The organism is Pseudoalteromonas sp. SANK 73390, from assembly GCF_054966645.1.
Genome location: NZ_ARPN01000179.1, coordinates 1 through 22,262, shown reverse-complemented (window position 1 = coordinate 22,262; position 22,262 = coordinate 1). Strand labels below are relative to the sequence as shown.

The following is a 22,262-nucleotide window of genomic DNA, read 5'->3' as shown; positions in this document are numbered from 1 at the left end:
AACCCGATTCCTTGTTGTTAAAACTTACGCACCATTAACTATTTCGAAGGCGCCATCTTGATCAAAGTTCATGCAAACATAGTAAGGCAGTTTTGCTATGTGCTCACCTATATCAATTCCAAACATATCATTTAGAGGAAAAGCATCTAAACGATTAATAGTCACCTTAAATTCATCCTTCAAAAAACCCATTTTATGTATTTGCTTTATTTCTGATGGTGAATGAACGACCGCTTTGTAAACCGCATTATCTGCAAAGCCATCTGGAAATTGTTTAAATAGAATTTGATCCATTTGAGGATGGGTAAAGCCAGATAAAAATTGTTTTAATAACTCACTACTAATATTAATTTCATCACAACTGGAGTGAAGAAGATCAGCAACTTCATGTCCTATTTCAAAAAGTTCTTCAAACCAGTTATCACCGTCTGAAAATCGATCTATAGTCAACAGTTCATGCCAACCCATTTTTGTATCTGGAGTAAATGGATTAAAGGTCTCTAAGCTCACCGAAAAGTGATCCGCTTGCTTGTGTGAACTAGGCATTTCATAGCGGCACTGGTACTTGTTGTAACCCCATGTTTCTCGGCCATTTACGAGCGCGTTAATATTGTTTACTGTAATAAAAGCTGGATACCAATAAAGGTGCGTCATTTTAAGTGTTGTATTATCAATTTGAGCAATCGGTAACCAAATAATAATGTCGGTTTCTTGCATCCAGCCATAACTTCTAAAAGGCTCCACCTTCGATGCTATATTTTCGATATCTGTAAAAGTAAGCAAGCAATACGATGACAGGGCTTTAAAGCTAAACTCACTATTTGAAACACTATTGAGTGTTTGATCAACATAACTTTGAATACAAACATGTGTGCCTTTAATAAAAAATCCATACATCATTGCGTTAATCATTCTACAAGGGGGTTTTGCTATAGGGTTGCCTAAAAAGTGTTGATATTTCCCATATTGCTCTTCGCTCATCGTATCTTCCTTAGTGTTTACAGTTAATCCACTTCAATCTGCTCCTGATCAAGCGTCTGTTGAAGTGTCACAATTTGTTGCTCACAAAAATGAGTATAGTGAAGGTATGCATATTTGTTGAACTGATTCGACAAAGCATTCATAAACCCATGATTGTATCTAGTTCGGGTACAGCCAACCCAAGACATTTTCTTGAGTGTATTAATAACGGGTGTTAATTCAAAATGTGATTCTTGATGAGGAAATAATAAATCAACGAAGCATTTTGGTTGAACATGAAGGTAGTTTCTTATTTGACTGGGGTAAAAACCAATTAACTTATTAGGTAACGTATGCGGCATGTTTGCAATCGCGCGCCATGCAGCGACAGCGCCTGCACTAAAAGCAATGATCAAATCTGGTTGGTGCGTACCAATCGCTTTTTCAACTTTAGCCATATAGCCATCATGGCCGATTGTATTTTTAAATTGCTCATAAATCTCGTCTTCAGTTTTTTGCCTAACTGATTGCTTAACTCGATAAGGAGAGCAGATAGCAACCTCACCACTGAGTTCATTCGCAAAGGCGTCTAAATTGGCCGTATGTCCAAAAATATCACTGATAATTAGCGTTACCATAATTTCCATCCTTTTTATAAGTGGTAGTGCTTATACTATGTAGGCCAACCCATTATTATATCAATTGGTTACTTTGCAGTATATCAACTGTTACATACCTGACCGTAGTGCATATCCATTAGCAATGAGGTTTGTAGGCTGAACCTGCTTATGCGGTTGACTGTTTAAATTTAGCAGGCGGACTTAATTTGTAAAATGTAAAAGAGTGATTATTTACATTCTAGCAAGCTCTAATTTTTTGAGTTTGCTACACTTAGACCTCAGTGGACAGTCAGGTAAACTAATGCTGCGAATATGTATTCCCTTTATTCTCCTGTGGTCAAGTGGTATCAGCGCAAAAACTATCACGTGGATTTATATCGACTTTGCACCGTATTATATATTAGAAGGTGCAAAAAAAGGTTTGGGTAGAGATGAGCGCGTAATTAGCCTATTAAAAAGAGTCATGCCTACCTACAAGTTTGAATTTGTAACCTTGCCAGCAAGCAGAGCGATTCATGAGCTTTCAAGCCCTAACAATGCTTACTGTATGGTATCGCTATTTAAGACGGCAAAAAGAGCAAAGCATATTAACTACACCCTTGAAAGCTCTACTATTGGGTTATCTCCTTCAATTGCAGTAAGGCGCCACACGTTAAAAAGGTTAGGTTTAGAGCCGGGGCAACAAGTCTCAATTCGTGACTTAATGAGTCGCCACCAGCTTATGCTTGGCGTATCTGCCAATCGCTCTTTTGGGAGTACACTTGATGATATTGTCAATACAGCCTCTTCAGACCAAATAGTCTCTCGCCCGGGCAAAGATCCACTCATTGGATTAACTGGTATGCTATTAAAAAATCGCGTTGATTTAGTGTTAGGCTACCCTAGCGAGCATTATCATTTAAAGCAATTGTTAGACAATAACTATCGCTTAACCCAATTAACCATCAAAGAAACACAAAGTATTTCAAGGGGGTATGTTGGTTGTACCAAAACCCCCAAAACAGAGCTGGCAATTGCAGATCTGAACATCGCTTTAAAAGCCATAAAATCTCAACGCCGATTTAGCGATACCATGCTCTATTGGCTGCCAACTGAATTGCAGCCTACATTAACAAGCAAACTCACGCATATTGATTTAACAGCCCCTGAGGGATAAACTAATTACTATAAAAGTAACTTTGCTTCTCTAGAGAAATACCTGCATCCTCAAGAGCGCTAACTACAAATGTCACCTGCTGCACTTTCTTAGCAAGTTTTGCACTTTCTATTGTCACTGTTATTGGGATCAATAACATTTCACCACCATCAATTTTAATGTCTGTGGGTGTAGTAACGACAGCACCATCAAGTCCTTTAAAACTAATGGCATAATGCAGTTGCTGCTGTGTTTTGTTGATTACACTTAATGTATACGGGTTTTCCACGACTCCTTCATAATTGACACGATATAGTGCGTTTCTATCTCTTATTACCGATACCTCAAGCGGCATTCGGTTCATCAACCAAGTCGCCATAATAGCCAAAATCAAAGCAGTTAAAGTCGCGTAACCTACTAACTTAATTCTAATCTTCTTTGCTTGTTCTCCAGCTTGCTGCCGCTCACTTTGATAACTTATTAAACCACGTTCATATCCAAATTTATCCATTGTGTCATTACAAGCGTCTATACATAAACCACAATTTATACACTCATATTGCAAACCATTGCGTATATCAATACCAGCCGGGCACACATCTACACATAAGTTACAGTCAACACAATCCCCTAACCCAAGCTCGCGAGGGCTATCTTTACGCTTCCTGCGCCCTCGCTGTTCACCACGCTCTGCATCGTAGCTCACAAGCAAGGTATCTTTATCAAACATCACTGACTGAAAACGAGAATACGGACAAGCAACTGTGCACATTTTCTCTCTCAAAAATCCAGCATTACCATAAGTACATAAAGCAAATAGAAATACCCAGAAGCTCACTAGGCCAGACCATTGAAAACTGAACATTTGCGTATATAACGTATGAACTGGTACAAAATAAGCCATAAAAGAAGTCGCCGTAAATAACGACATGAATAGCCAAATGGTATGCTTGGTTATCTTTTTTTGAATTTTAGTAAAGCCCCAAGGCGCTTTATCCTGTTTAATTCGTTGATTACGAGTGCCTTCTATTCGATGTTCAACCCATGTAAACATCAGCATCCATATGGTTTGCGGACACATAAAACCACACCAAACACGACCCAACCAGTTAGTAACAAAAAACAGTGCAAACGCACCTGCCATGAAAACACCAGCTAAAACCATAAAATCTTGTGGTAAAAATGTGATTCCGAATATTCGAAATTGCTGGCGAGCCACATCAAATAATATTGCTTGGCTACCTTGATAACTTACCCAAGGTAATCCAATAAACACCGTCATTAGCAGCCAACTCAAATAACGTCTGATCCGTTGAAAATACCCTTTTTGTTCTCGAATATAAATTGGCCCGTCTTGCTTAAAGGGCTTAATAATTAAATCTTCTTCTTTAAAGTCAAACTTCATAATGTGTCTACTTGCATTTTCGTCAATAAGATACAAGTAAGTTTGCAACTTTCAGACCATTCTGAAAGTTAATTTAACTATATGATATTTAGTAATTTTTAAAAACACACAACTAACAATATCGTGATATTTCGCGCATTAACGTTAAATATCACGAATCTTTTTTAATTCCTAGTTTTTTCATCTTTGAGCGCAGGGTGCTTTCGTTCAAACCAAGTTTAGTGGCAGCCCCTCCCTCCCCAGCAATCTGCCAATGACATTGTGATAGCACTAACAAAATGTGTTTTCGCAATGCGTTATCTAACGTAAAATCTTGCTCATCAATAACTTGACTGCTCACCTCAATAGCAGATAAAGGAGCTGAAAGCTGCAATAAACGTGCATTACTTAAAATAGCCTCTCGCTCAAGTATGTTTTGCAATTCACGAATATTCCCAGGCCAATCATACCTTTTAAATTGCGCTAACGCCGTTTTAGAAACTCCTTCAAGCTGCTTGCCTAAGCGCTTATTAAGTTGTTTGATTATATTAGCACTGAGTAAGGGGATATCTTCTTTGCGCTCTTTCAGAGCAGGCACCCTAATTGGAAATACGTTCAGGCGGTAATACAGGTCCATACGAAAACCACCTTGCTTAACCATCTGCCAAAGCTCTCTATTTGTTGCAGCAATAATACGAATATCTACCGAAATGGTTTGGCTCCCTCCTACTCGTTCAAATTCGTGTTCTTGTAAAACTCGCAGCAACTTACTTTGTGCCTCTAATGGTAATTCACCAATTTCATCTAAAAACAAAGTGCCTTTGTTAGCTAATTCAAAACGCCCTTTACGCAGCTCATTCGCCCCCGTAAAAGCCCCCTTTTCATGACCAAAAAGTTCAGACTCTAATAAGCTGGCTGTAAAAGCAGCGCAATTTACTCTTACAAAGGGCTGCTTGTTCCTATCGCTTAACCGGTGTAAATTCCGTGCTACTAGCTCTTTACCTGTGCCATTTTCACCCAGAATTAACACGGTACTGTTGGTTTGACTGACGAGTTCAAGTTGCGACAACATGGTCTTAAATATATGGCTACTTCCTACCAATCCAGAATCTTGCCAGTCTTCATTAAGCTCCGAAAGCAAGTATGCATTTTCATCTTTCAACTGCTCACTCAATGATTGCACTTTATCCAAAGCTAGTCGTAATGCTTTTTCTGTCTCTTGCTGTTTAGAGATATCTCTAAACACGGCAACTGCACCAATTAGTAAACCATCTCGATAAACTGGTGTAGAAGTATATTCAACAGCAAAACTACTACCATCTTTACGCCAAAACACTTCATTCTTTACATGACGCTGTTTACCATCAAACATGGTGCAGTAAATTTGGCATTGATCAGCAGGGTAAGGCGTGCCATCAGCATGGCTATGATGATGATACTGATGGATTTTTTTACCAAGTAACTCATCTGCGTGCCATCCTGTCATCCGTTCAGCTGCAGGGTTCACAAACACCGCATTACCTGATAAATCAAATCCGTATACCCCCTCACCCACAGCATTAAGTAACAGCTCAGTATCGCCTAAAAAATGATTTACTATATTCGCCATAACCACCTCGTGAAATATCACGAGTAATATATCATAGTAATGTATAAGGAGAACATGATTTAGCTAAAGTGCAGACGATACTCACTTAATGTTTTGCCGTATTGTTCTTTGAAAACGCGATTGAAAGAACCAATATCTTGATACCCTACCTGCCAAGAAACTTCATTGACGCTCATTCGAGTTGTACGCAAAAGTCGTTTAGCATGTTCTAATCGCGCTAGCCTCACATATTGCGATGGTGATAAACCGACTTGTTTTTGAAACCGTCGTATCAAAGTACGTTCACTCACACTGATATATTGTGCAAGCGTGTCTAAGGTAAGTGCATCTGACAAGTTATCCTTTATGTAATTTTGCAATGATAATAACCGTTCGTCTCGGTGCATTTCAAAAGCACCTATTTGCATATATGACTGTTGAGACATTAATAATTGGGGAATTGCTAACCAAGATGATAATTCGTCGGCAAGCTCTGCACCACAGGTTTGCCCTATAAAGTGCGCCATCATCGAAAAATAACATTGAGCAGCACCAGAAGTTAAAACCTTACCATCTTGTAAGTACACCTTTTCTTGGCTAACACATAGCTGAGGAAAGTAGCGTTGATAAAATGACTTTAGCCACCAGCTACTGGTTACTTGATAACTATCTAAAAAACCACTGGTCGCCAAATAACTAACAGAGGTACATGTCGCAATCACATGTTCACTCTGTTCACTAAGTTGAACAATACGCTCCTTAAAGGGTTTATATGCCTGACATGCATGCCATAGGTTTTGTTGTCCTTGAAACTGACTGCCTATCCACAACATGACATCGGCCTCTTCTAGTTCCGCCAATACTATATCGCATTGTAGTGATAAACCCTGACTAGTCATTACTTTACACTCTTCTATTCCAACCAGTTGCCAGCTAAATACCGGCTTTCCTGCCAGAGTGTTTGCCACATTCAATATATCTATGACGCCGGTGATGCCTGTAGCGAGGGCATTATTAGGGCAAATTATTGCGACTTTGTACATTTGTCAGTTTTACCATTAATAATGTCATTTATGACACACTAGCTTGAGAGCAACATGAGGTAAAGTAATTTTATTCATTCCTAAAACAAGAGAGTTACATTATGTGGGTACATTATCCAATCATGTTTTTAATTGCGCAGATGTGTTTCTTATGGCTATTAACCATGGGGCTGAGGATCTCAGCATTTAAACAAAATGAAGTAACAGCCAGTGATCTTCAATATGTTCATAAAACCCGCTTTCCTAAAACAGCAACGCTGGCAGGTAACAGCTACGATAATCAGTTCCAGCAATCAACTTTATTTATTGTGCTCCTTTGCCTATTAAATCAGCAAAATATTGATGGCCACTTTTGGTATGTTACTAGTACTTTTTTTGTTCTAGCTCGTTACTGGCACTGCTTTGAGCATATTGCGTGTAACAACCTATTACTTAGAACCATTTCATTTGCGCTGGCGACAACATGCTTCTTTGTTGCTTGGTTTGGTTATTTGTTTACGTGTTTAAATGCTATCAGCTTTTAAAAGGACTTTTAGGCCGACATTAAACAATGGTAAAATTAACTAATTGCTCCATATTTAATGCCTAGGCGCCACTTTGAACACAGCTACGTATATCCCAGAGTCATTTTTAGATGATGTAAAAAGCTATATTCCCAGTCACTTATCGATTAATGACTTTGTTGATGCGTGTCAGCGTCCACTGCGTCGTTCAATAAGGGTTAATACCCTAAAAATGCCAGTTGATGACTTTATACAATATTGTAGTAAGAACAATTGGCAGATTGAGCCGATACCATGGTGCAGCAATGGTTTTTGGCTTACCCGCTCGCAAGACGAAGAACAAAACCTACCAATCGGCAATACAGAACTTCATTTAAGCGGCTGTATTTACGTACAAGAAGCCAGCTCAATGTTACCACCGCAAGCGTTAATCAATGCACTCACTACGAGTGATTGCGTACTCGATATGGCTGCCGCTCCGGGGTCAAAAACATCGCAACTGGCTGCATTAATGAATAATCAAGGACTACTAATAGCCAATGAGTTATCGTCGTCACGAGTTAAAATACTCGCCGCTAATATGAAACGAATGGGTGTTGCAAACTGTGCTCTATCGCATTTTAACGGCACCATATTTGGCGACTACATGTTTGAATGTTTTGATAGTATTTTGCTTGATGCACCTTGCTCTGGGGAAGGCACAGTAAGAAAAGATGAAAATGCCTTAAAGAACTGGTCGATTGAATCTAATATTGAGATTGCACAAGTACAAAAAGATCTGATCCGCAGTGCGTTTTTAGCTTTAAAACCAGGCGGAACATTAGTTTACTCGACTTGTACCCTCACACCACTAGAAAATCAAGAGGTGTGTTACGCCTTATTAGAAGAGTTTGAAGAGAGCATTGAAGTTGAACCACTCGATACCTTATTTCCCGGCGCTGAAAAGGCAACTACGGAACAAGGTTTTCTACACGTGTGGCCACAGATTTATGATAGCGAAGGTTTTTTTATCGCTCGATTTAAAAAGTTAAGTTCAGAAGAGCACTCAGCACAAAAAGTTAAAAAAGGCGCGTTTCCTTTTTCACCAACACCGAGCAAACTTCAAGACAACTTTAATGCGTATATTAAAAAGCAATTTGGCATTCAAGCACTCCAAGGTAAGCTTATGAGCCGAGATAAAGAGTTATGGCTATTCCCTGATGCGATAGAAAAGGTTCAAAATAAAATAAAGTATTCAAGACTTGGAATACAACTAGGGACAACACATAAAAATGGCGTGCGCATTGAGCATGAATTTGCAACCGCACTTGGCAAGCTTGCTACAAAAAATACCTTTTCAATGAACCAACAACAAGCTCAAGATTACTTTCACGGCAAGGATATTCGCCTTGCGCAACCAACAACAAACACGCATGAAGTTATTTTAACGCTATGTGGTGCACCAGTAGGCTTAGGGAAGTGGCAAAAAAATAAAATTAAAAACAACTTATCACGAGATTTAGTGAGCAATGCTCAGTTGATAACTTGGGTATAACTTGGAGATATCCTTTGTTTGTTTTTAGACCAAATATGCATATACAATGTAACTCTTTGTTTTATATAAACTTTAAATATACTGCATATGTTTGTAGTTTTTATGAATAATTAGCTACACTTAAATTACTTTCTACTTCTCCCTAATGTATGAAGGTGTTTTTTAAGTAACGCATTGGCTCCTCAGAGCCATACCCTAAGCCCAGAGTATTCCTTTGCTCTGGGCCTTTTTTTGCTCAATTTTTATCAATAATTAGCCAGCGCGCTGTCGGCATATTGGTCTTAAGAATCGCAACATAGCATTTAAACCAACCGACGTACTTTTGACATCTGTACTAGATGGAAAGGGGCCCCCATGATTCATAGAAGCACACACTTCAACTCCTGTAGGCATTTGATTTTCAATGAGCCTTCCAACTTTATACTGCAATGCCTCGATAATAGCTTGGTGCCTTGCAAAATCAGACTCAGTACCATGGATAGATGCCGTTAACTGCCCTTCTAAGTTATCCACAATTTGTGCTAACTGCGAATCATTTTCATATGTTACTAGCATGGCCGCTGGGCCAAACACTTCTTCATGTAATTTTGAATTCATTAAATAGGTGTTTGCATCAGTGTAAAATAAGTGCGCATTTGCATGAAAATCAGCTTGAAGTTGCCCTTTAGCAATTAATCTAACACCATCGGTTGTGCTCAACCTAGCCACGGCTTGTTTAAAGCTGCTAATAATATTGGGGCTTAACAAAGTATCAGATTGGCTTGCACACAACTGCTCCTTTGCGGTTTCGATAAATGCATTATTATTCGCAGGTACTAGCCAAAGACCCGGACTTGTACAAAATTGACCATTTCCCATAAACAATGATTGGCATAATTGCTGAGCAAGGTCACTTGCGCTGTGCTGGGCTTGCTCTGAAAAAATCAATTGTGGATTTATACTTCCGAGTTCACCGTAAAATGGAATTTTTTCAGCACGTTTTGCAATTGTTTCCATCAATTTCTGAGCAACCGCAAAAGAACCAGTAAAACCCACCGCTTTAACGGCTTTATCTGCCACGAGTTGATGTGAAATATCATAATTTTTAGCTTGTATCATCGAAAATACGCCTTTGGGCATCTTCGTTTTTTGAATTGCTTTATCGATTGCCTTTGTCATCATCTCACTCGTTGCTGGATGTGCAGTGTGGCTTTTCATAATTACTGGACAACCAGCTGCAAGCGCTGAGGCAGTATCACCTCCCAAAGTAGAGAAAGCGTAAGGAAAATTGGATGCTCCAAACACCGCGACTACTCCAACAGGCAAGTGGCTTAGCTGAGTACTCGGTTTCGCCAGTGGTATTCTTTGGGGGTCTGCTTGATCATGAACATTTAGATTCAATAAACCATTGTGACTTTGTTCCAATGCTTGCGCAAATGCACGCAACTGATTAATTGTACGCCCTCGCTCCCCTTGTAATCGTGCGATTGGCAAATTAGTTTCTTCATGAGTGATATCAAGCAAGGCATCACCTAGTGCTTCAATCTCCTGTGCAATTGCAAATAAGAATGTTGCCCGCTGTGCAAAGCTTGTTTGTCGATATTCAATAAACGCTTGTGCTGAACTGCTAAGCGCATCTTCCAGCATCTGTGAAGTTGCCTCATAAATAGGCGTAGTTAAAGACTGATTTTGTCTTGGCGAAAAGCCAAAAAAGACCTGCGTACTATCGCTTTGTTGCCACTGTCCTGCAATATAACTTGCACCACTAATTTCCATGGTTCGCTCCTATAAATTTCTGTTCAAATCACTTGAAAGCCAAATGCATATGGATCACTGTCATCCACACAAATATTGCTTGTGCCCGTCACTTTTGACCACCCCCTAATACTGGGTAAAATCGCCGTTTTACCCGCTACTTCCGTTACTGCTTCAATACAACCAACGAACTGGCTACCGATATAGCTTTCATGTACAAATTGTTGCCCGACTGCAAGTAAACCTTTGGCATATAACTGTGCCATTCGAGCACTAGTACCTGTGCCACATGGAGAACGGTCTATCGCTTTATCACCATAAAATACGGCATTTGCTGCACTAGAACTGCTATGTTTTGGTTGGCCTGTCCAAAGCACATGGGATGCACCTTTAACCGTTGCATCTAAAGGGTGAACACACTCTAGAGTTTGATTTACAACCTTGCGAATCTGTGGGCTAAATTTTAAAATGTCACATGCACTCCACTTATCGATGCCAGGGAAATTCGTCTGTGGTTCAACAATAATGTAAAAATTACCACCATATGATATATCTACATTCAACAGACCAAGTTCTGGCACATCAATGATTATATTTTCATAGGCTAAATAAGCGGCTACATTGAATAACTTTACCCATTGGACTTTGTCATCTTGCAGTAAATATTCAACATCGACTCGACCTGCAGGTGTATCTAACTTGAGTTTGTGATTATGAGTGGGTTGAATTAGTCCATTTTCAAGGGCAAAAGTAACAGTCCCTATTGTGCCATGGCCACACATAGGCAAACTACCTGAAGTCTCAACAAATAGAATACTCGCATCCCCATCAGCCGTTGTTGGTGGATAAATAAAAGAACCGGACATCATGTCATGCCCTCTAGGCTCAAACATAAGAGCTTGACGGATCCAGTCATATTCAGACATGAAATGCTGGCGCTTTTCACTCATAGTGTCACCTCGCAAATTGGGGTGACCACTGGTGATCAAGCGCACAGGGTTGCCACAAGTATGGCCGTCAATACATGCAAATGTCCCCTTGCGCATATGCTTAATCCAAATTAAATTTGCTTAAGTCGATACGGTTAGACACCGCTTTATCATACAAGCGACTGACCATCTCTTTATCATTGTGCTCCAAACTTAAACGCGGCGCACGAGTTACTTCAGAGCCTCGACCTGCTAGTTGTTCTGCATATTTAATACACTGCACTAACGTTGGAATAGTATCTAAGCGCAATAACGGCAAGAACCAACGCCATATTTCTTTTGCTTCTTCATAGCGACCTTGACGCGCAAGCTCGTAAATCGCGACAGACTCTTTTGGAAATACATTAGTAAGCCCAGAAATCCAGCCTGTAGCACCCAACATCAAGCTCTCTAGCGCAATATCATCGACACCACCGAAAATAGTGAATCGCTCACCAAAGGCGCTTTGTAACTCTGTGATACGGCGTGTATCTTCTGTTGCTTCTTTTACAGCAACAATGTTGTCCTCATTCGCCAGTACTTTCATACCCTCAAGTGATACATCAACGCCATAGGTAATGGGATTGTTGTATATCATCACTGGTAATGACATGCTGCGCGCAACTTGTTGATAGTGGTAAATGGCTTCACGTTCAGTTGAACGATAAACCATACCCGGAAGTACCATTAAACCATCAATACCGATTTGCTCTGCATCTTGGCAAAATTCAACAGCAAATTGAGTTGTTGTTTCAGCCACGCCACTTAACAAAGGGACACGACCTGCGACGACATCTTTAGCCGCTTTTAACACTTCACGTTTTTCCTCAATACGAAGTGAGCAATTTTCACCCACAGTACCTAACACGATAATGCCATGGACACCCTCGTTAATAAGTGCATCAATCATCCCTTTTGTTGTCTCAAAATTGATGCTGCCGTCATTATTAAACTGAGTGGTTACTGCTGGGTAAACCCCTTGCCAATCGATCATATTATTACTTCCTTACTGGTTTTTGTGTTTACCATTCTAGGTATATTGTATACAATAATCAATATGCAAATAGAATAATTATTTTTGTTCATGCTTAAACACTCAACAAAAAACATTCAATATATTGTTTTATAGGTGATATATCATTTTTGATATCGCTTAAATAAATACTTTAAACACTGAAAAGTACACATGCAATTTGGACATTTATTGAGTTAAATATCCCAAAATTTGATGGCGCAGGAAAAGTGCATGATAAAAAACAAACAGAAAATTGCCGTGATCGGCGCAGGTATTATCGGGCTTTGCAATGCAAAAAAGCTGCAAGATTTAGGCTACCATGTCACCCTATTTGATGATAAAGGCATAGCTGAATGTTGCTCTAAAGGTAATGCCGGCCACTTTGCTACTGAGCAGGTTTTTCCACTGGCAAATAAAAACTTGTTACCCAAACTACCAAGTATGTTGTTAAACCCTAATAGTGCACTGGCTATCCATTGGCGATACCTGTTTAAAATACTGCCTTGGTTTGGGCGCTTTGTATTCAACATGCGTAGTAAATCGTTTGATGCACACACCCAAGCAATTAGAGCGCTCAATGAAAATGCCTTATCAGCGTATGAAGATCTGCTCACTGATAGTGACTATCAATCATTGATCATTAAAAAAGGCTCTTTACTAACTTTCGAGAGAACCAAAAAGACAGAAATAGAAAAGATCTATACTCGCTACCAAGAACAGAATATTGCGGTTCGTTGGCTTAGCAAAAAAGAACTGCATAAACTCGAACCAAACCTCAATGAACTGATCACTGATGCACTCTACTTTACTGATGTGGGTCACAGCGTGGAACCTCATAAATTATGTCTACATATTTTTGACTTGTTCAAAGCCAGTGGTGGTGAATTTTTACAAACAGCTATTAAAACCTTGTCACCTCAAACCGTCATACACGCAACAACTGATGCAGACGAAACGTATCAATTTGATAAAGTAGTTATTTGTACAGGAGCTTGGAGTAAACCCCTTGCCAAGCAGCTTGGGTTTAAAGTACCGTTAGATACTGAACGGGGTTACCATGCAATGCTTAATAAGCACCATATTTTATCTCGCCCAATTGCATCCGCTGAAAGGCAATTTATTATCACCCCTATGCAGCAAGGTTTGCGTTTGGCTGGAACGGTTGAATTTGCAGGATTACATGCCCCTGAGCGCACTCAGCGCGCAACTATGCTACTAGAACACGCAAAAAAGTTACTTCCTGATGTTGAAAAGTGTCAGGTGCAACATACTTGGATGGGTTGCAGGCCATCTTTACCTGATTCGCTGCCTGTGATCAGTTCGCACCCAAATTGTGAAAATATATTTTTCGCGTTTGGCCACCAGCATCTAGGCCTAACTCAAGCAGCTATTACAGCAAAATTAATCGCTCAGCTATGTCAAGGCGAGCCACCCTGCCTCGATTTAACCCCATATAGAATTGATAGATTTTAGGAGTCAACATGACAACACATGGCATTGGTACACAAACACAGCAACAAGCTCTCGATACACTTGGAAATATGAGCGAAAATGTGCAACCCATTCATTATAATGAATATTTACAACGTATTGCAAACGCACAAAGCTATATGAAACAAAATGGTATTGCTGCAATTTACTTAAATGCAGGCACTAATCTAAAGTATTTTACTGGCATGCAATGGTATGCAAGTGAACGTATGGTTGGCGCTATTTTACCTGCTGTAGGTAACGTTGAGTTCATTGCTCCGACATTTGAAATTGGTTCATTGTTAGATTATCAAATCGTTGCAGGTCCAATAAATGATTGGCAGGAGCATCAAAGTCCTTACACACTTTTTGCGCATGTTTTAAAAAAAATGGGGATCGCCGATAACGCAACCATTGGAGTCGATGAAAGCACCGCCTTTTTTGTTGTCGATGGTATTCGACAAGCAGCGCCAGCTTTGAGGCTTATCAACGCTCAGCCTGTAACCGCACATTGTCGAATGCACAAGTCAGACAATGAAATCGCCTTAATTCAACAAGCGATGGATATGACTCTAGCGGTACACAAAGCGACAGCAAGCATGCTTTGTGAAGGTATAACCACAACAGAAGTTGAAACGTTTATTAATCAGGCTCACCAAAAAGTAGGTGCAACTGGCAACTACTTTTGCATTGTTTTATTTGGTCATGCAAGTTCATTCCCACATGGTGTCAAAGAGCCACAAGTACTAAAGCAAGGTGACATAGTGCTGGTTGATACCGGTTGTAAGGTAGAAGGTTATCTGTCTGATATTACCAGAACGTATGTGTTTGGCGAAGCCAATGAGCGCCAGCGCACTATTTGGCAGCATGAAAAAAATGCGCAATTGGCCGCTTTTTCAGCCGCTAAAGTAGGTAAAACATGTGGTGATGTAGATGATGCCGCACGCAGCTATTTAGCATCGCAAGGGCTTGGCCCTGACTATGACTTACCTGGCTGCCCGCACAGAACCGGTCACGGTATTGGATTAGATATTCATGAGTGGCCTTATTTAGTCAAAGATAATCCGCAAATACTCTCACCAGGTATGTGTTTTAGCAATGAACCGATGCTAGTAGTACCAAATGAGTTTGGGGTTCGCCTTGAAGATCACTTTTACATCACTGAGCAAGGGCCAAAGTGGTTTACTCAGCCAAGTCATAGCCTTGAAGACCCATTTGGGTTAAATCAACTTTAATTTCTTTACATGTACACTACCCAAAATATACACTTCATATATAAAACATATATAAGGGGTATACTTTGGGTATCGTGAAAATTTCTGATGAGTTACACGAAGAATTACGTGCAACATGTCAGGTGATGTCTCGCTCCATAAACTCTCAAGCTGAGTTTTGGATAAAAATGGGCCGTTTAGCTGAACTAAACCCTGATAAAACTTTTACTCAGTTAATTCAGGCACAGTTAGCAAAAAAGGCCAAACAACACCCTTCACAAGAGTCCTCGCATGAATGACGTTATAATTAAAACCCCTGAGCAAATCGAATTAATGCAAGAGTCTGGAAGGTTGCTAGCCCAAGTGTTTTTGATGTTAGATGACATTATTAAGCCCGGCATTACAACAATGACAGTGAACAACCTAGTTGAGCAATATATTGTTAATGAGCTTAATGCTCGACCCGCGTCTAAAGGGCAATATGGCTACCCGTTTGTGCTTAATAGTTCAATCAATGAAGTGGTGTGCCATGGTATGCCTAGTGACTCTGACGTATTAACCGACACAGATATTATTAACTTTGATATCACGTTAGAGAAAAATGGTTTTATCGCCGATTCAAGTAAAATGTATATGATGCCAAATGCCAGCAAAGAAGCGAAAAAACTTGTAACGGTAACCCAGCAAGCCATGTGGCAAGCTATAAAACTTGTTAAACCTGGTGCTCGCCTTGGTGATATAGGTCATATTATTGCCCAGATTGCTCATCAAAATGGTTATAGTATAGTTCGCGAGTATTGCGGACACGGCATAGGTGAACAAATGCACGAAGCACCAAACGTGCTGCACTATGGTAAACCCAACACAGGATTAAAATTGCAAGCTGGTATGACATTCACCATTGAGCCCATGCTCAATCAAGGTAGTGCAAAGGTCAAAACTAACAAAGATGGTTGGACTGTGGTTACCAAAGATAAGCAATTATCAGCGCAAACTGAACACACTATTTTAGTTACTAACACGGGTTATGAAGTATTAACGTTGCGAGCAGAAGAAGCAGCTCAATTATCGGCACTATTATAGCAAGCACTTCAAATTTAAAATTGATTCATAATAAAAAGCCCAGTAAATAATAAACTGAGCTTTTTATCATCTATTTTTAATTAAAATTAGAACTTATAGTCAAACTTTAAATAAGCTTGACGACCAAGTGATGAATGGGTTTTAGCATCTATTCCCATTGAATCTGAAGGCATTTGTGGTGCTTCTTCATTAAACAAGTTTGCAGCCCCCACCGTCAACGTTAAATCTTTAAAGCCTATGTAACTGACAGTTGCATCGTACGTTGTCCAAGAGTCAACCTCGAACTTATTGCCAGCACTATCTGCTAAGTCATTATACGAATCAATAAAGTTAATATTTAAAGTGGCTAACCAATCATTATTTGCCCAATCAACGCCCGCAGTCCAACGATATTGAGGGTGCTCGTGCTCACCGTTTAAATCTTCACGCACTGTCGTTGTATTACCGTTTTCATCACTTTCAAACGATTGTTCTTCAAAGTTTAATGCATAAGTTAAATTGTAGTGAAACTTAAACTCACCCATATCTTGAGTGTTAAGCGCATAGGCTAAGTTAACATCAAAACCATCTGTCTCACGTCCACCGATATTAACGAATGTGTCATTAATTCTTAAAATACGCCCAATTGTGCTGCCTTGATTAGGTGCCCGTACAACAAAGTTAGGATCGGTACCACAGCAGTCAACGAGCTTTTGCGCGCCGATTTTTTTGATCAAATCTTCTTGGTCATAATTCCAATAGTCTACACCAATGCTAAAATCATCCGTTGCTTGCCAAACAACACCTAAGTTATAGTTTTCAGACTCTTCCGGCTGTAGTTTTTTGTTACCCGCAACAACTGCTGTATACTCTGTCGGTTCACAATCGGCTTCTGCACCTGTTTGACGACAGCGTTCTTTATCAATAACTGACGGTGACTCATCCGTACGACCTAAATGAAGCTGTACTAAAGAAGGTGCTCTAAATGCAGTCCCCCATGAACCACGAACTACTAACGAGTCTATGGGTGCCCAACGAAATGCCACTTTAGGGTCGGTTGTTGTTCCAAAGTCACTGTAGTCTTCATGACGTATTGCCAGTTGCAGCTCTAAAGTATCAAGGACAGGAACACTAAACTCAGCAAACACAGCAGTGTTATCTCTGTCGCCATTGGCTTGTGTTGCCTCTGTACCAAAAATTTCGCCTCTTAAGTATTGCGCATCAGGGTTATCTTCAATTTTCTCGCGACGTGATTCAAAACCAAATGCTGCAGACACATAGCCTGCACCTAGTTCAAATAGTTCACCAGAGACCGTGCCATCTAAAGACTGCATAGTTGATGCACCATAACGTGTTGTAGTGGTCTCAAAGTAAGCTAAACCTTCTGCGGTATTTGTGCTTGGTTCAAACGGGTTCCATAAGCCCATATCAATAGCTTCTTGCGCTAAACGCTTATTCGGGAACCCATCAAAGCCCTTTTCAACCGCACTTGAGCGAATAGTTGAATAAGCAACTTCCCAGTCCCAATCTTTATAGTTACCACGTGCGCCAAGCACTGCTCGGTAATATTCTGAATCTACATCTTTTTTACGATTGCCAATATCAACTGTACGGCGGCGCATGGAGATATCGACACCATGTAAAAAGTGAGTTGGATCTGATGCTAACGGATGGTTTGGGTTGTCACCAAGCATTGTGAGTTCAGTAAAACTTGGACTACCTGCACCTTGAATAAATGTTGATGCATGCTGCGCCGAAAATTCAGCAAATCCTTCTACATCATCAGAGATTTCCTGAACCCCATTGTAGCTAAAGCTAAACCGCTCTGTTGAAGGTACCAAAGACATATGTGGCGCATAGTCATAACGACAAATATCACCAATATTTAGATTATCCGCACAGGTATCATTACCCCAAACATCAGCAAATATTGTTTGTCTAATTTGCGTTCCATCATCTGCTACACCTGTGACAGGTAGCCTTTCCCATTGAGCGTCGCTAAGCATGCCTCTTACAACTTCAACACTGCCAGGAATACCTGATGAACTTAATGAGTTATTACCGCCTCTAAAGCGTTGGTCCGCTGTTGCTGTATAATCTCTGTCTCCGAAAAATACATCACCACGCTTAAAGTAATCTAGCGCAAAGTTATGCTGACCTTTGTCTGTTGATGACCCCCATAAAATGGTAAAATTTTGCTCTTCACCACCACCATCAGCAGTATCAGAAACCTTGCCTGAAACTTCAAAGCCATCAATGTCATTTCGTAAAATAATATTGATTACCCCAGCAACTGCATCAGAGCCATAAGTAGCCGATGCGCCATCTTTTAAAATGTCGATACGTTTTACAGATGAGACAGGAATGGTATTTAAATCAACAAAAGATGTTTCTATGTCTTTTGCAAATGGGCTAACAGCCACACGACGCCCATTTATCAATACCAGTGTAGAAGATGCACCTAAGCCTCTAAGCGCAACACTCGATCCTCCGTTTGCAGTATCATCACTTGAGTTACCTTGTGTACTAAATGTACCAGCACCTGCAACGGGTAGTTTTTGTAGCGCACCAATCAAGTCAGTAGAACCAGTAGCTGCCAAATCACCTGCAGAGATTGATTGAATTGGAGATGGCCCTTCCATATCTGTTCGTTTAATATGAGAACCGGTCACTTCGATACGTTCAACTTTCTCATCTGCCGCGACAGCAAGCTGAGTTTGACCGAGTAACATTGCTGCTGACAATGCACTTAATGTAAATATAGGTTTCATTACTTTCTTTTCCCTGTTGTTGTGTAAGTTATTGTTTTAATTAACTCGTATTGTTCTACCATATATTTAAGCAACGTACAATTCGGTACTTTTCTCACATGTTTGCTAAATATAATTCTCATTATCGCAAGTAACGTAAAAATAAAATATTCAAATCAATAAGTTATTAACTTCACACACTTAAACAACGCAAGTATTCACACCGCAAAACTTGTAACAACAAGGTAAATTTTTTAGATTAAACTGTTACAGTAAGTGTCTATTTCATGCAAACAACATACAATGAAAGCTCAATGTTATGGTCATTTTTCACTTCATAAAAAAGTAACAACTAAATGGTTTATATAAACACAACAAAAATTGCTTATTTATAATAACCCCTAGCAAGTTATTTCTAGGTCGATAGCAACTTACTACTACCTACAATCAATTATATCTACAGCTTTGACTCTATATATGTAATACGCCAGCTACTAAACTATCACCATATAAATCGCAATAGCATTAAATGATCGCGCATCTGCATTTACACGAGTTTTTCATTCTAAAGTCATTGCACTGAGGTTTTTTTTATGCCAATTTCAAGCCTGCGTTCAGCCAGTTAAATAAATAATAATCAACAGAGTAGTAAAAATTATGACAGGATCTATTAAACTATCGCCAGTAGCACTGGCACTTCTTGCAAGTACTGCAGCCATGGCACAGCAGACCAATGAACAGAGTATCGAAACAATCTCTGTGCTCGGCTCAAAAGTTTCTAACCGAACAGCGACGGAATCAACTTCACCTATTGATATTTTAGATACTGAGCAACTTAATAAAGGCGGCTTTACCGAGCTTGGCCAAAGCCTACAATCAATTGCCCCTTCTTTTAACTTTAGCCGAACTCAGGTATCTGATGGTTCTGATTTATTTCGTCCTGCTACGCTTCGGGGCTTGCAACCAGATCAAACCCTGGTGCTTATCAATGGTAAACGTCGCCACACCCAAGCCATATTTGGTTTATCAGGCACTGTTGGTGCCGGTGCTGCGGGCACTGATATGAACTCGATTCCATTAATGGCATTAAAAAATGTAGAAATACTCAGAGACGGTGCTGCAGCAAGGTACGGTTCTGATGCCATTGCGGGAGTTATAAACCTATCATTAAACGACAGCACTGGCGTTACGACTGGCTTTGTGCAAGGCGGTTCAACAGGCGAAGGTGATGGTGATACCTATTCATTTGGCTTAAACCGAGGTTTTGACCTTGGTAATGAAGGTGGCTTTGTCAATTTATCAGTCGAGTACCGAGATGCTGAAGGCACCAATAGAGCGCAACGAGATACCGGTGGTTCATCAACCACCGCATCTGGAGATCTTTCACAAAGCGTTCGCTGGCGACAAGGTAACTCTGACAGTGAATTTATTTCTCTATTTTACAATGCGGCTTTACCTATTGGTCAAAATGAGCTGTATTCCTTTGCTGGTTTTTCAAACCGCACCGCATTTGGTAACGGCTTTTATCGTGACTTTAACCGCGCAGAAAGAAACGTGCCACAAGTATACCCAGATGGTTTTTTACCCCGAATAGATAACGAAGCTGAAGATTTATCTTTTGCTGTAGGTTTTAAAGGTGAGTTTACACCTGATTGGACATTCGATTTATCAACTGTTTATGGTGAAAACCAATATGATTATTCATCATCTAACACCATAAATTCATCTTACGCGGCACAATTTCTTGCTCAAAACCCTAATGCTTCAGCCCAAGACATCGCGGATAATGCAGGCCCCAAAGGCGGCTATTCTGGCGGCTTCAGATTTGACCAATGGACCACTAATTTAGACATAAATGGTATTGTAGACGTCTCAGGTAGCGAGCCAATTTACTTCTCTATTGGCGCTGAGTATCGTAAAGAGAACTACGAAATTGTACCGGGTGAAGTTGCTTCATATGCCTGTGGCGCATCTAATGCTAGTAGTTCTTTTGCATCGGTTATTGACCCTGATGTATTTGCCGATTGCGGCTTTCAAGCTTATCAAGGGCTAAGACCCGATGCCGCTAACCAAGCTGACCGTTCAAGTTACGCCATTTATCTTGAAGCTGAGACCTTGCTCAATGAAGACTGGTTAGTCAGCGCTGCTCTGCGCTATGAAGATGTCTCTAACTCAAACGATGATACTATCTGGAAATTGGCAACACGTTACGAAGTCACAGAAAACTTAGCAATACGTGCAGCCGCATCGACTGGCTTCAGAGCACCATCTCTACAGCAATCTGGCTATACAGCTTTCACCACTACATTAGGTGGCGATGGCTCGTTAGCCACGTCTTATACCGCCACAGCAGGTGCCCCCTTTCCGGCTGCATTAGGGGTAGATGGCCTAAACCTAGAATCATCTGATAACTACAACCTTGGCTTCGCATGGGATGTTAGTAATGATTTGTCAGTCACTTTAGATTTTTATCAAATTAAAATTTACGACAGAATTAATCTCGGCAGCTTTATTGGTGTCAACAGTGACGAGTTAACTGGATTTCCTGCCGCTAATGCCGCGCTCAATGCAACAGGTGCTGTACAAGGTAACTTCTTCTCAAACTCGCTGGACTCGACAACTAAGGGGGTAGATTTAATCGCATCGTACTCAGTAGGGATAGCCAGTGGTGAGCTTGATATCACCTTTGCAGCAAATAAAAATAAAACGCAGATTGATAAAGTAAACACACCTCAAGGTATTCCACAAAGCATTGTGCTAGATGATCAACGCCGTTCATTTTTAACCCATGGACAGCCACAAGAGCGTGCAACGCTCACTTTTGACTATCAACAAGATAAGTGGAGCTCACTCGTCAGGTTTAATTACTTTGGCAAAACTGAGGTGAGCTACTTTGCAGGTAGGCACATAGTGATACCTGACTTCTTATCGCCAACCAATGATTGGCAAGATAATAGTACGGTTGAATCAGCTATTTTGGTTGATGTAAACTTTGCTTACCAATTATCTGAAAACTTAAACCTCTCGGTAGGCATAGACAACCTATTTGACGAAACTCCCGATGAATTAGGAGAGGACGAAGTACTTAACTTTATCACCAATGGTGCCATGCGCTATCCACTCCGCGCCCTACCATATGGCTTCGATGGTATGACTTATTATGCCAAGGTGAGCTTTAGTTTTTAAATTGGCCACGAGATATAAGGGTGAAGCTGACGCTTCTCTCTTATATTTGTTCTTCTCATCATTAAAAATATTCGACTTAAAAACTGACAATAGCTA

The 22,262-nt window shown here is 40.3% G+C and carries 17 protein-coding genes; 8 read left to right on the top strand and 9 right to left on the bottom strand.

Annotated elements, in window-relative coordinates:
- Nucleotides 1–24: 24 nt before the first annotated feature.
- Both SANK73390_RS19945 and SANK73390_RS19940 read right to left on the bottom strand, forming a co-directional pair.
- Entirely contained in the window at nt 25–981 is a 957-nt protein-coding gene (locus SANK73390_RS19945) for an acetoacetate decarboxylase (protein WP_462768093.1), read from the bottom strand.
- A 23-nt stretch (nt 982–1,004) separates the two neighbouring features.
- The gene (locus tag SANK73390_RS19940) at nt 1,005–1,598 is read right to left on the bottom strand and encodes a dienelactone hydrolase family protein (RefSeq protein WP_462768092.1); all 594 of its coding nucleotides are present in this window, start codon (nt 1,596–1,598) and stop codon (nt 1,005–1,007) included.
- 238 nt (nt 1,599–1,836) lie between these two features.
- Between SANK73390_RS19940 and SANK73390_RS19935 the strand changes: the two genes are divergently transcribed.
- The gene (locus tag SANK73390_RS19935) at nt 1,837–2,736 is read left to right on the top strand and encodes a TIGR02285 family protein (RefSeq protein WP_462768091.1); all 900 of its coding nucleotides are present in this window, start codon (nt 1,837–1,839) and stop codon (nt 2,734–2,736) included.
- Between the two features lies 1 nt (nt 2,737).
- Here SANK73390_RS19935 and ccoG read toward each other — a convergent pair whose 3' ends face one another.
- The 3 genes from ccoG to SANK73390_RS19920 form a co-directional block, all read right to left on the bottom strand.
- Nucleotides 2,738–4,120, bottom strand: a complete 1,383-nt coding sequence (gene ccoG, locus SANK73390_RS19930; RefSeq protein ID WP_462768090.1) for a cytochrome c oxidase accessory protein CcoG — start codon at nt 4,118–4,120, stop codon at nt 2,738–2,740.
- Nucleotides 4,121–4,271: 151 nt separating this feature from the next.
- On the bottom strand, nt 4,272–5,708 hold the full coding sequence (locus tag SANK73390_RS19925) for a sigma-54 interaction domain-containing protein (RefSeq protein ID WP_462768089.1): 1,437 nt from the start codon (nt 5,706–5,708) through the stop codon (nt 4,272–4,274).
- A gap of 59 nt (nt 5,709–5,767) precedes the next feature.
- Entirely contained in the window at nt 5,768–6,730 is a 963-nt protein-coding gene (locus SANK73390_RS19920) for a GlxA family transcriptional regulator (protein ID WP_462768088.1), read from the bottom strand.
- A gap of 101 nt (nt 6,731–6,831) precedes the next feature.
- Between SANK73390_RS19920 and SANK73390_RS19915 the strand changes: the two genes are divergently transcribed.
- Both SANK73390_RS19915 and rsmF read left to right on the top strand, forming a co-directional pair.
- On the top strand, nt 6,832–7,254 hold the full coding sequence (locus SANK73390_RS19915; protein ID WP_462768087.1) for an MAPEG family protein: 423 nt from the start codon (nt 6,832–6,834) through the stop codon (nt 7,252–7,254).
- Nucleotides 7,255–7,327: 73 nt separating this feature from the next.
- Nucleotides 7,328–8,767, top strand: coding sequence for a 16S rRNA (cytosine(1407)-C(5))-methyltransferase RsmF (gene rsmF, locus SANK73390_RS19910; protein WP_462768086.1), 1,440 nt, complete (start codon nt 7,328–7,330; stop codon nt 8,765–8,767).
- A 252-nt stretch (nt 8,768–9,019) separates the two neighbouring features.
- Here the strand turns inward: rsmF and SANK73390_RS19905 are convergent, their stop codons facing one another.
- The 3 genes from SANK73390_RS19905 to SANK73390_RS19895 are packed head-to-tail and all read right to left on the bottom strand — an operon-like array spanning nt 9,020 to nt 12,463.
- On the bottom strand, nt 9,020–10,522 hold the full coding sequence (locus SANK73390_RS19905) for an aldehyde dehydrogenase (NADP(+)) (protein ID WP_462768085.1): 1,503 nt from the start codon (nt 10,520–10,522) through the stop codon (nt 9,020–9,022).
- A 23-nt stretch (nt 10,523–10,545) separates the two neighbouring features.
- On the bottom strand, nt 10,546–11,547 hold the full coding sequence (locus SANK73390_RS19900) for a 4-hydroxyproline epimerase (protein WP_261626423.1): 1,002 nt from the start codon (nt 11,545–11,547) through the stop codon (nt 10,546–10,548).
- A gap of 4 nt (nt 11,548–11,551) precedes the next feature.
- A complete protein-coding gene (locus SANK73390_RS19895) occupies nt 11,552–12,463 on the bottom strand; it encodes a dihydrodipicolinate synthase family protein (RefSeq protein ID WP_462768084.1) in 912 nt (303 codons plus the stop codon).
- A gap of 252 nt (nt 12,464–12,715) precedes the next feature.
- On the opposite strand from SANK73390_RS19895, the gene SANK73390_RS19890 reads away from it, so the two are divergent.
- From SANK73390_RS19890 to map, 4 genes are all read left to right on the top strand, one after another.
- A complete protein-coding gene (locus tag SANK73390_RS19890) occupies nt 12,716–13,957 on the top strand; it encodes an NAD(P)/FAD-dependent oxidoreductase (protein ID WP_462768083.1) in 1,242 nt (413 codons plus the stop codon).
- An 8-nt stretch (nt 13,958–13,965) separates the two neighbouring features.
- Entirely contained in the window at nt 13,966–15,189 is a 1,224-nt protein-coding gene (locus SANK73390_RS19885) for a M24 family metallopeptidase (protein WP_462768082.1), read from the top strand.
- A gap of 65 nt (nt 15,190–15,254) precedes the next feature.
- Complete coding sequence (locus tag SANK73390_RS19880) at nt 15,255–15,467, top strand: ParD-like family protein (RefSeq protein ID WP_261592957.1); 213 nt, start codon at nt 15,255–15,257, stop codon at nt 15,465–15,467.
- On the top strand, nt 15,460–16,251 hold the full coding sequence (gene map / locus SANK73390_RS19875) for a type I methionyl aminopeptidase (protein ID WP_462768081.1): 792 nt from the start codon (nt 15,460–15,462) through the stop codon (nt 16,249–16,251). Before SANK73390_RS19880 ends, map begins: the two co-directional genes overlap by 8 nt.
- Nucleotides 16,252–16,337: 86 nt before the next feature.
- Here map and SANK73390_RS19870 read toward each other — a convergent pair whose 3' ends face one another.
- Entirely contained in the window at nt 16,338–19,001 is a 2,664-nt protein-coding gene (locus tag SANK73390_RS19870) for a TonB-dependent receptor plug domain-containing protein (RefSeq protein WP_462768080.1), read from the bottom strand.
- 636 nt (nt 19,002–19,637) lie between these two features.
- Here SANK73390_RS19870 and SANK73390_RS19865 point away from each other — a divergent pair.
- The gene (locus tag SANK73390_RS19865; RefSeq protein WP_462768079.1) at nt 19,638–22,166 is read left to right on the top strand and encodes a TonB-dependent receptor plug domain-containing protein; all 2,529 of its coding nucleotides are present in this window, start codon (nt 19,638–19,640) and stop codon (nt 22,164–22,166) included.
- The last annotated feature ends 96 nt before the right edge of the window (nt 22,167–22,262 follow it).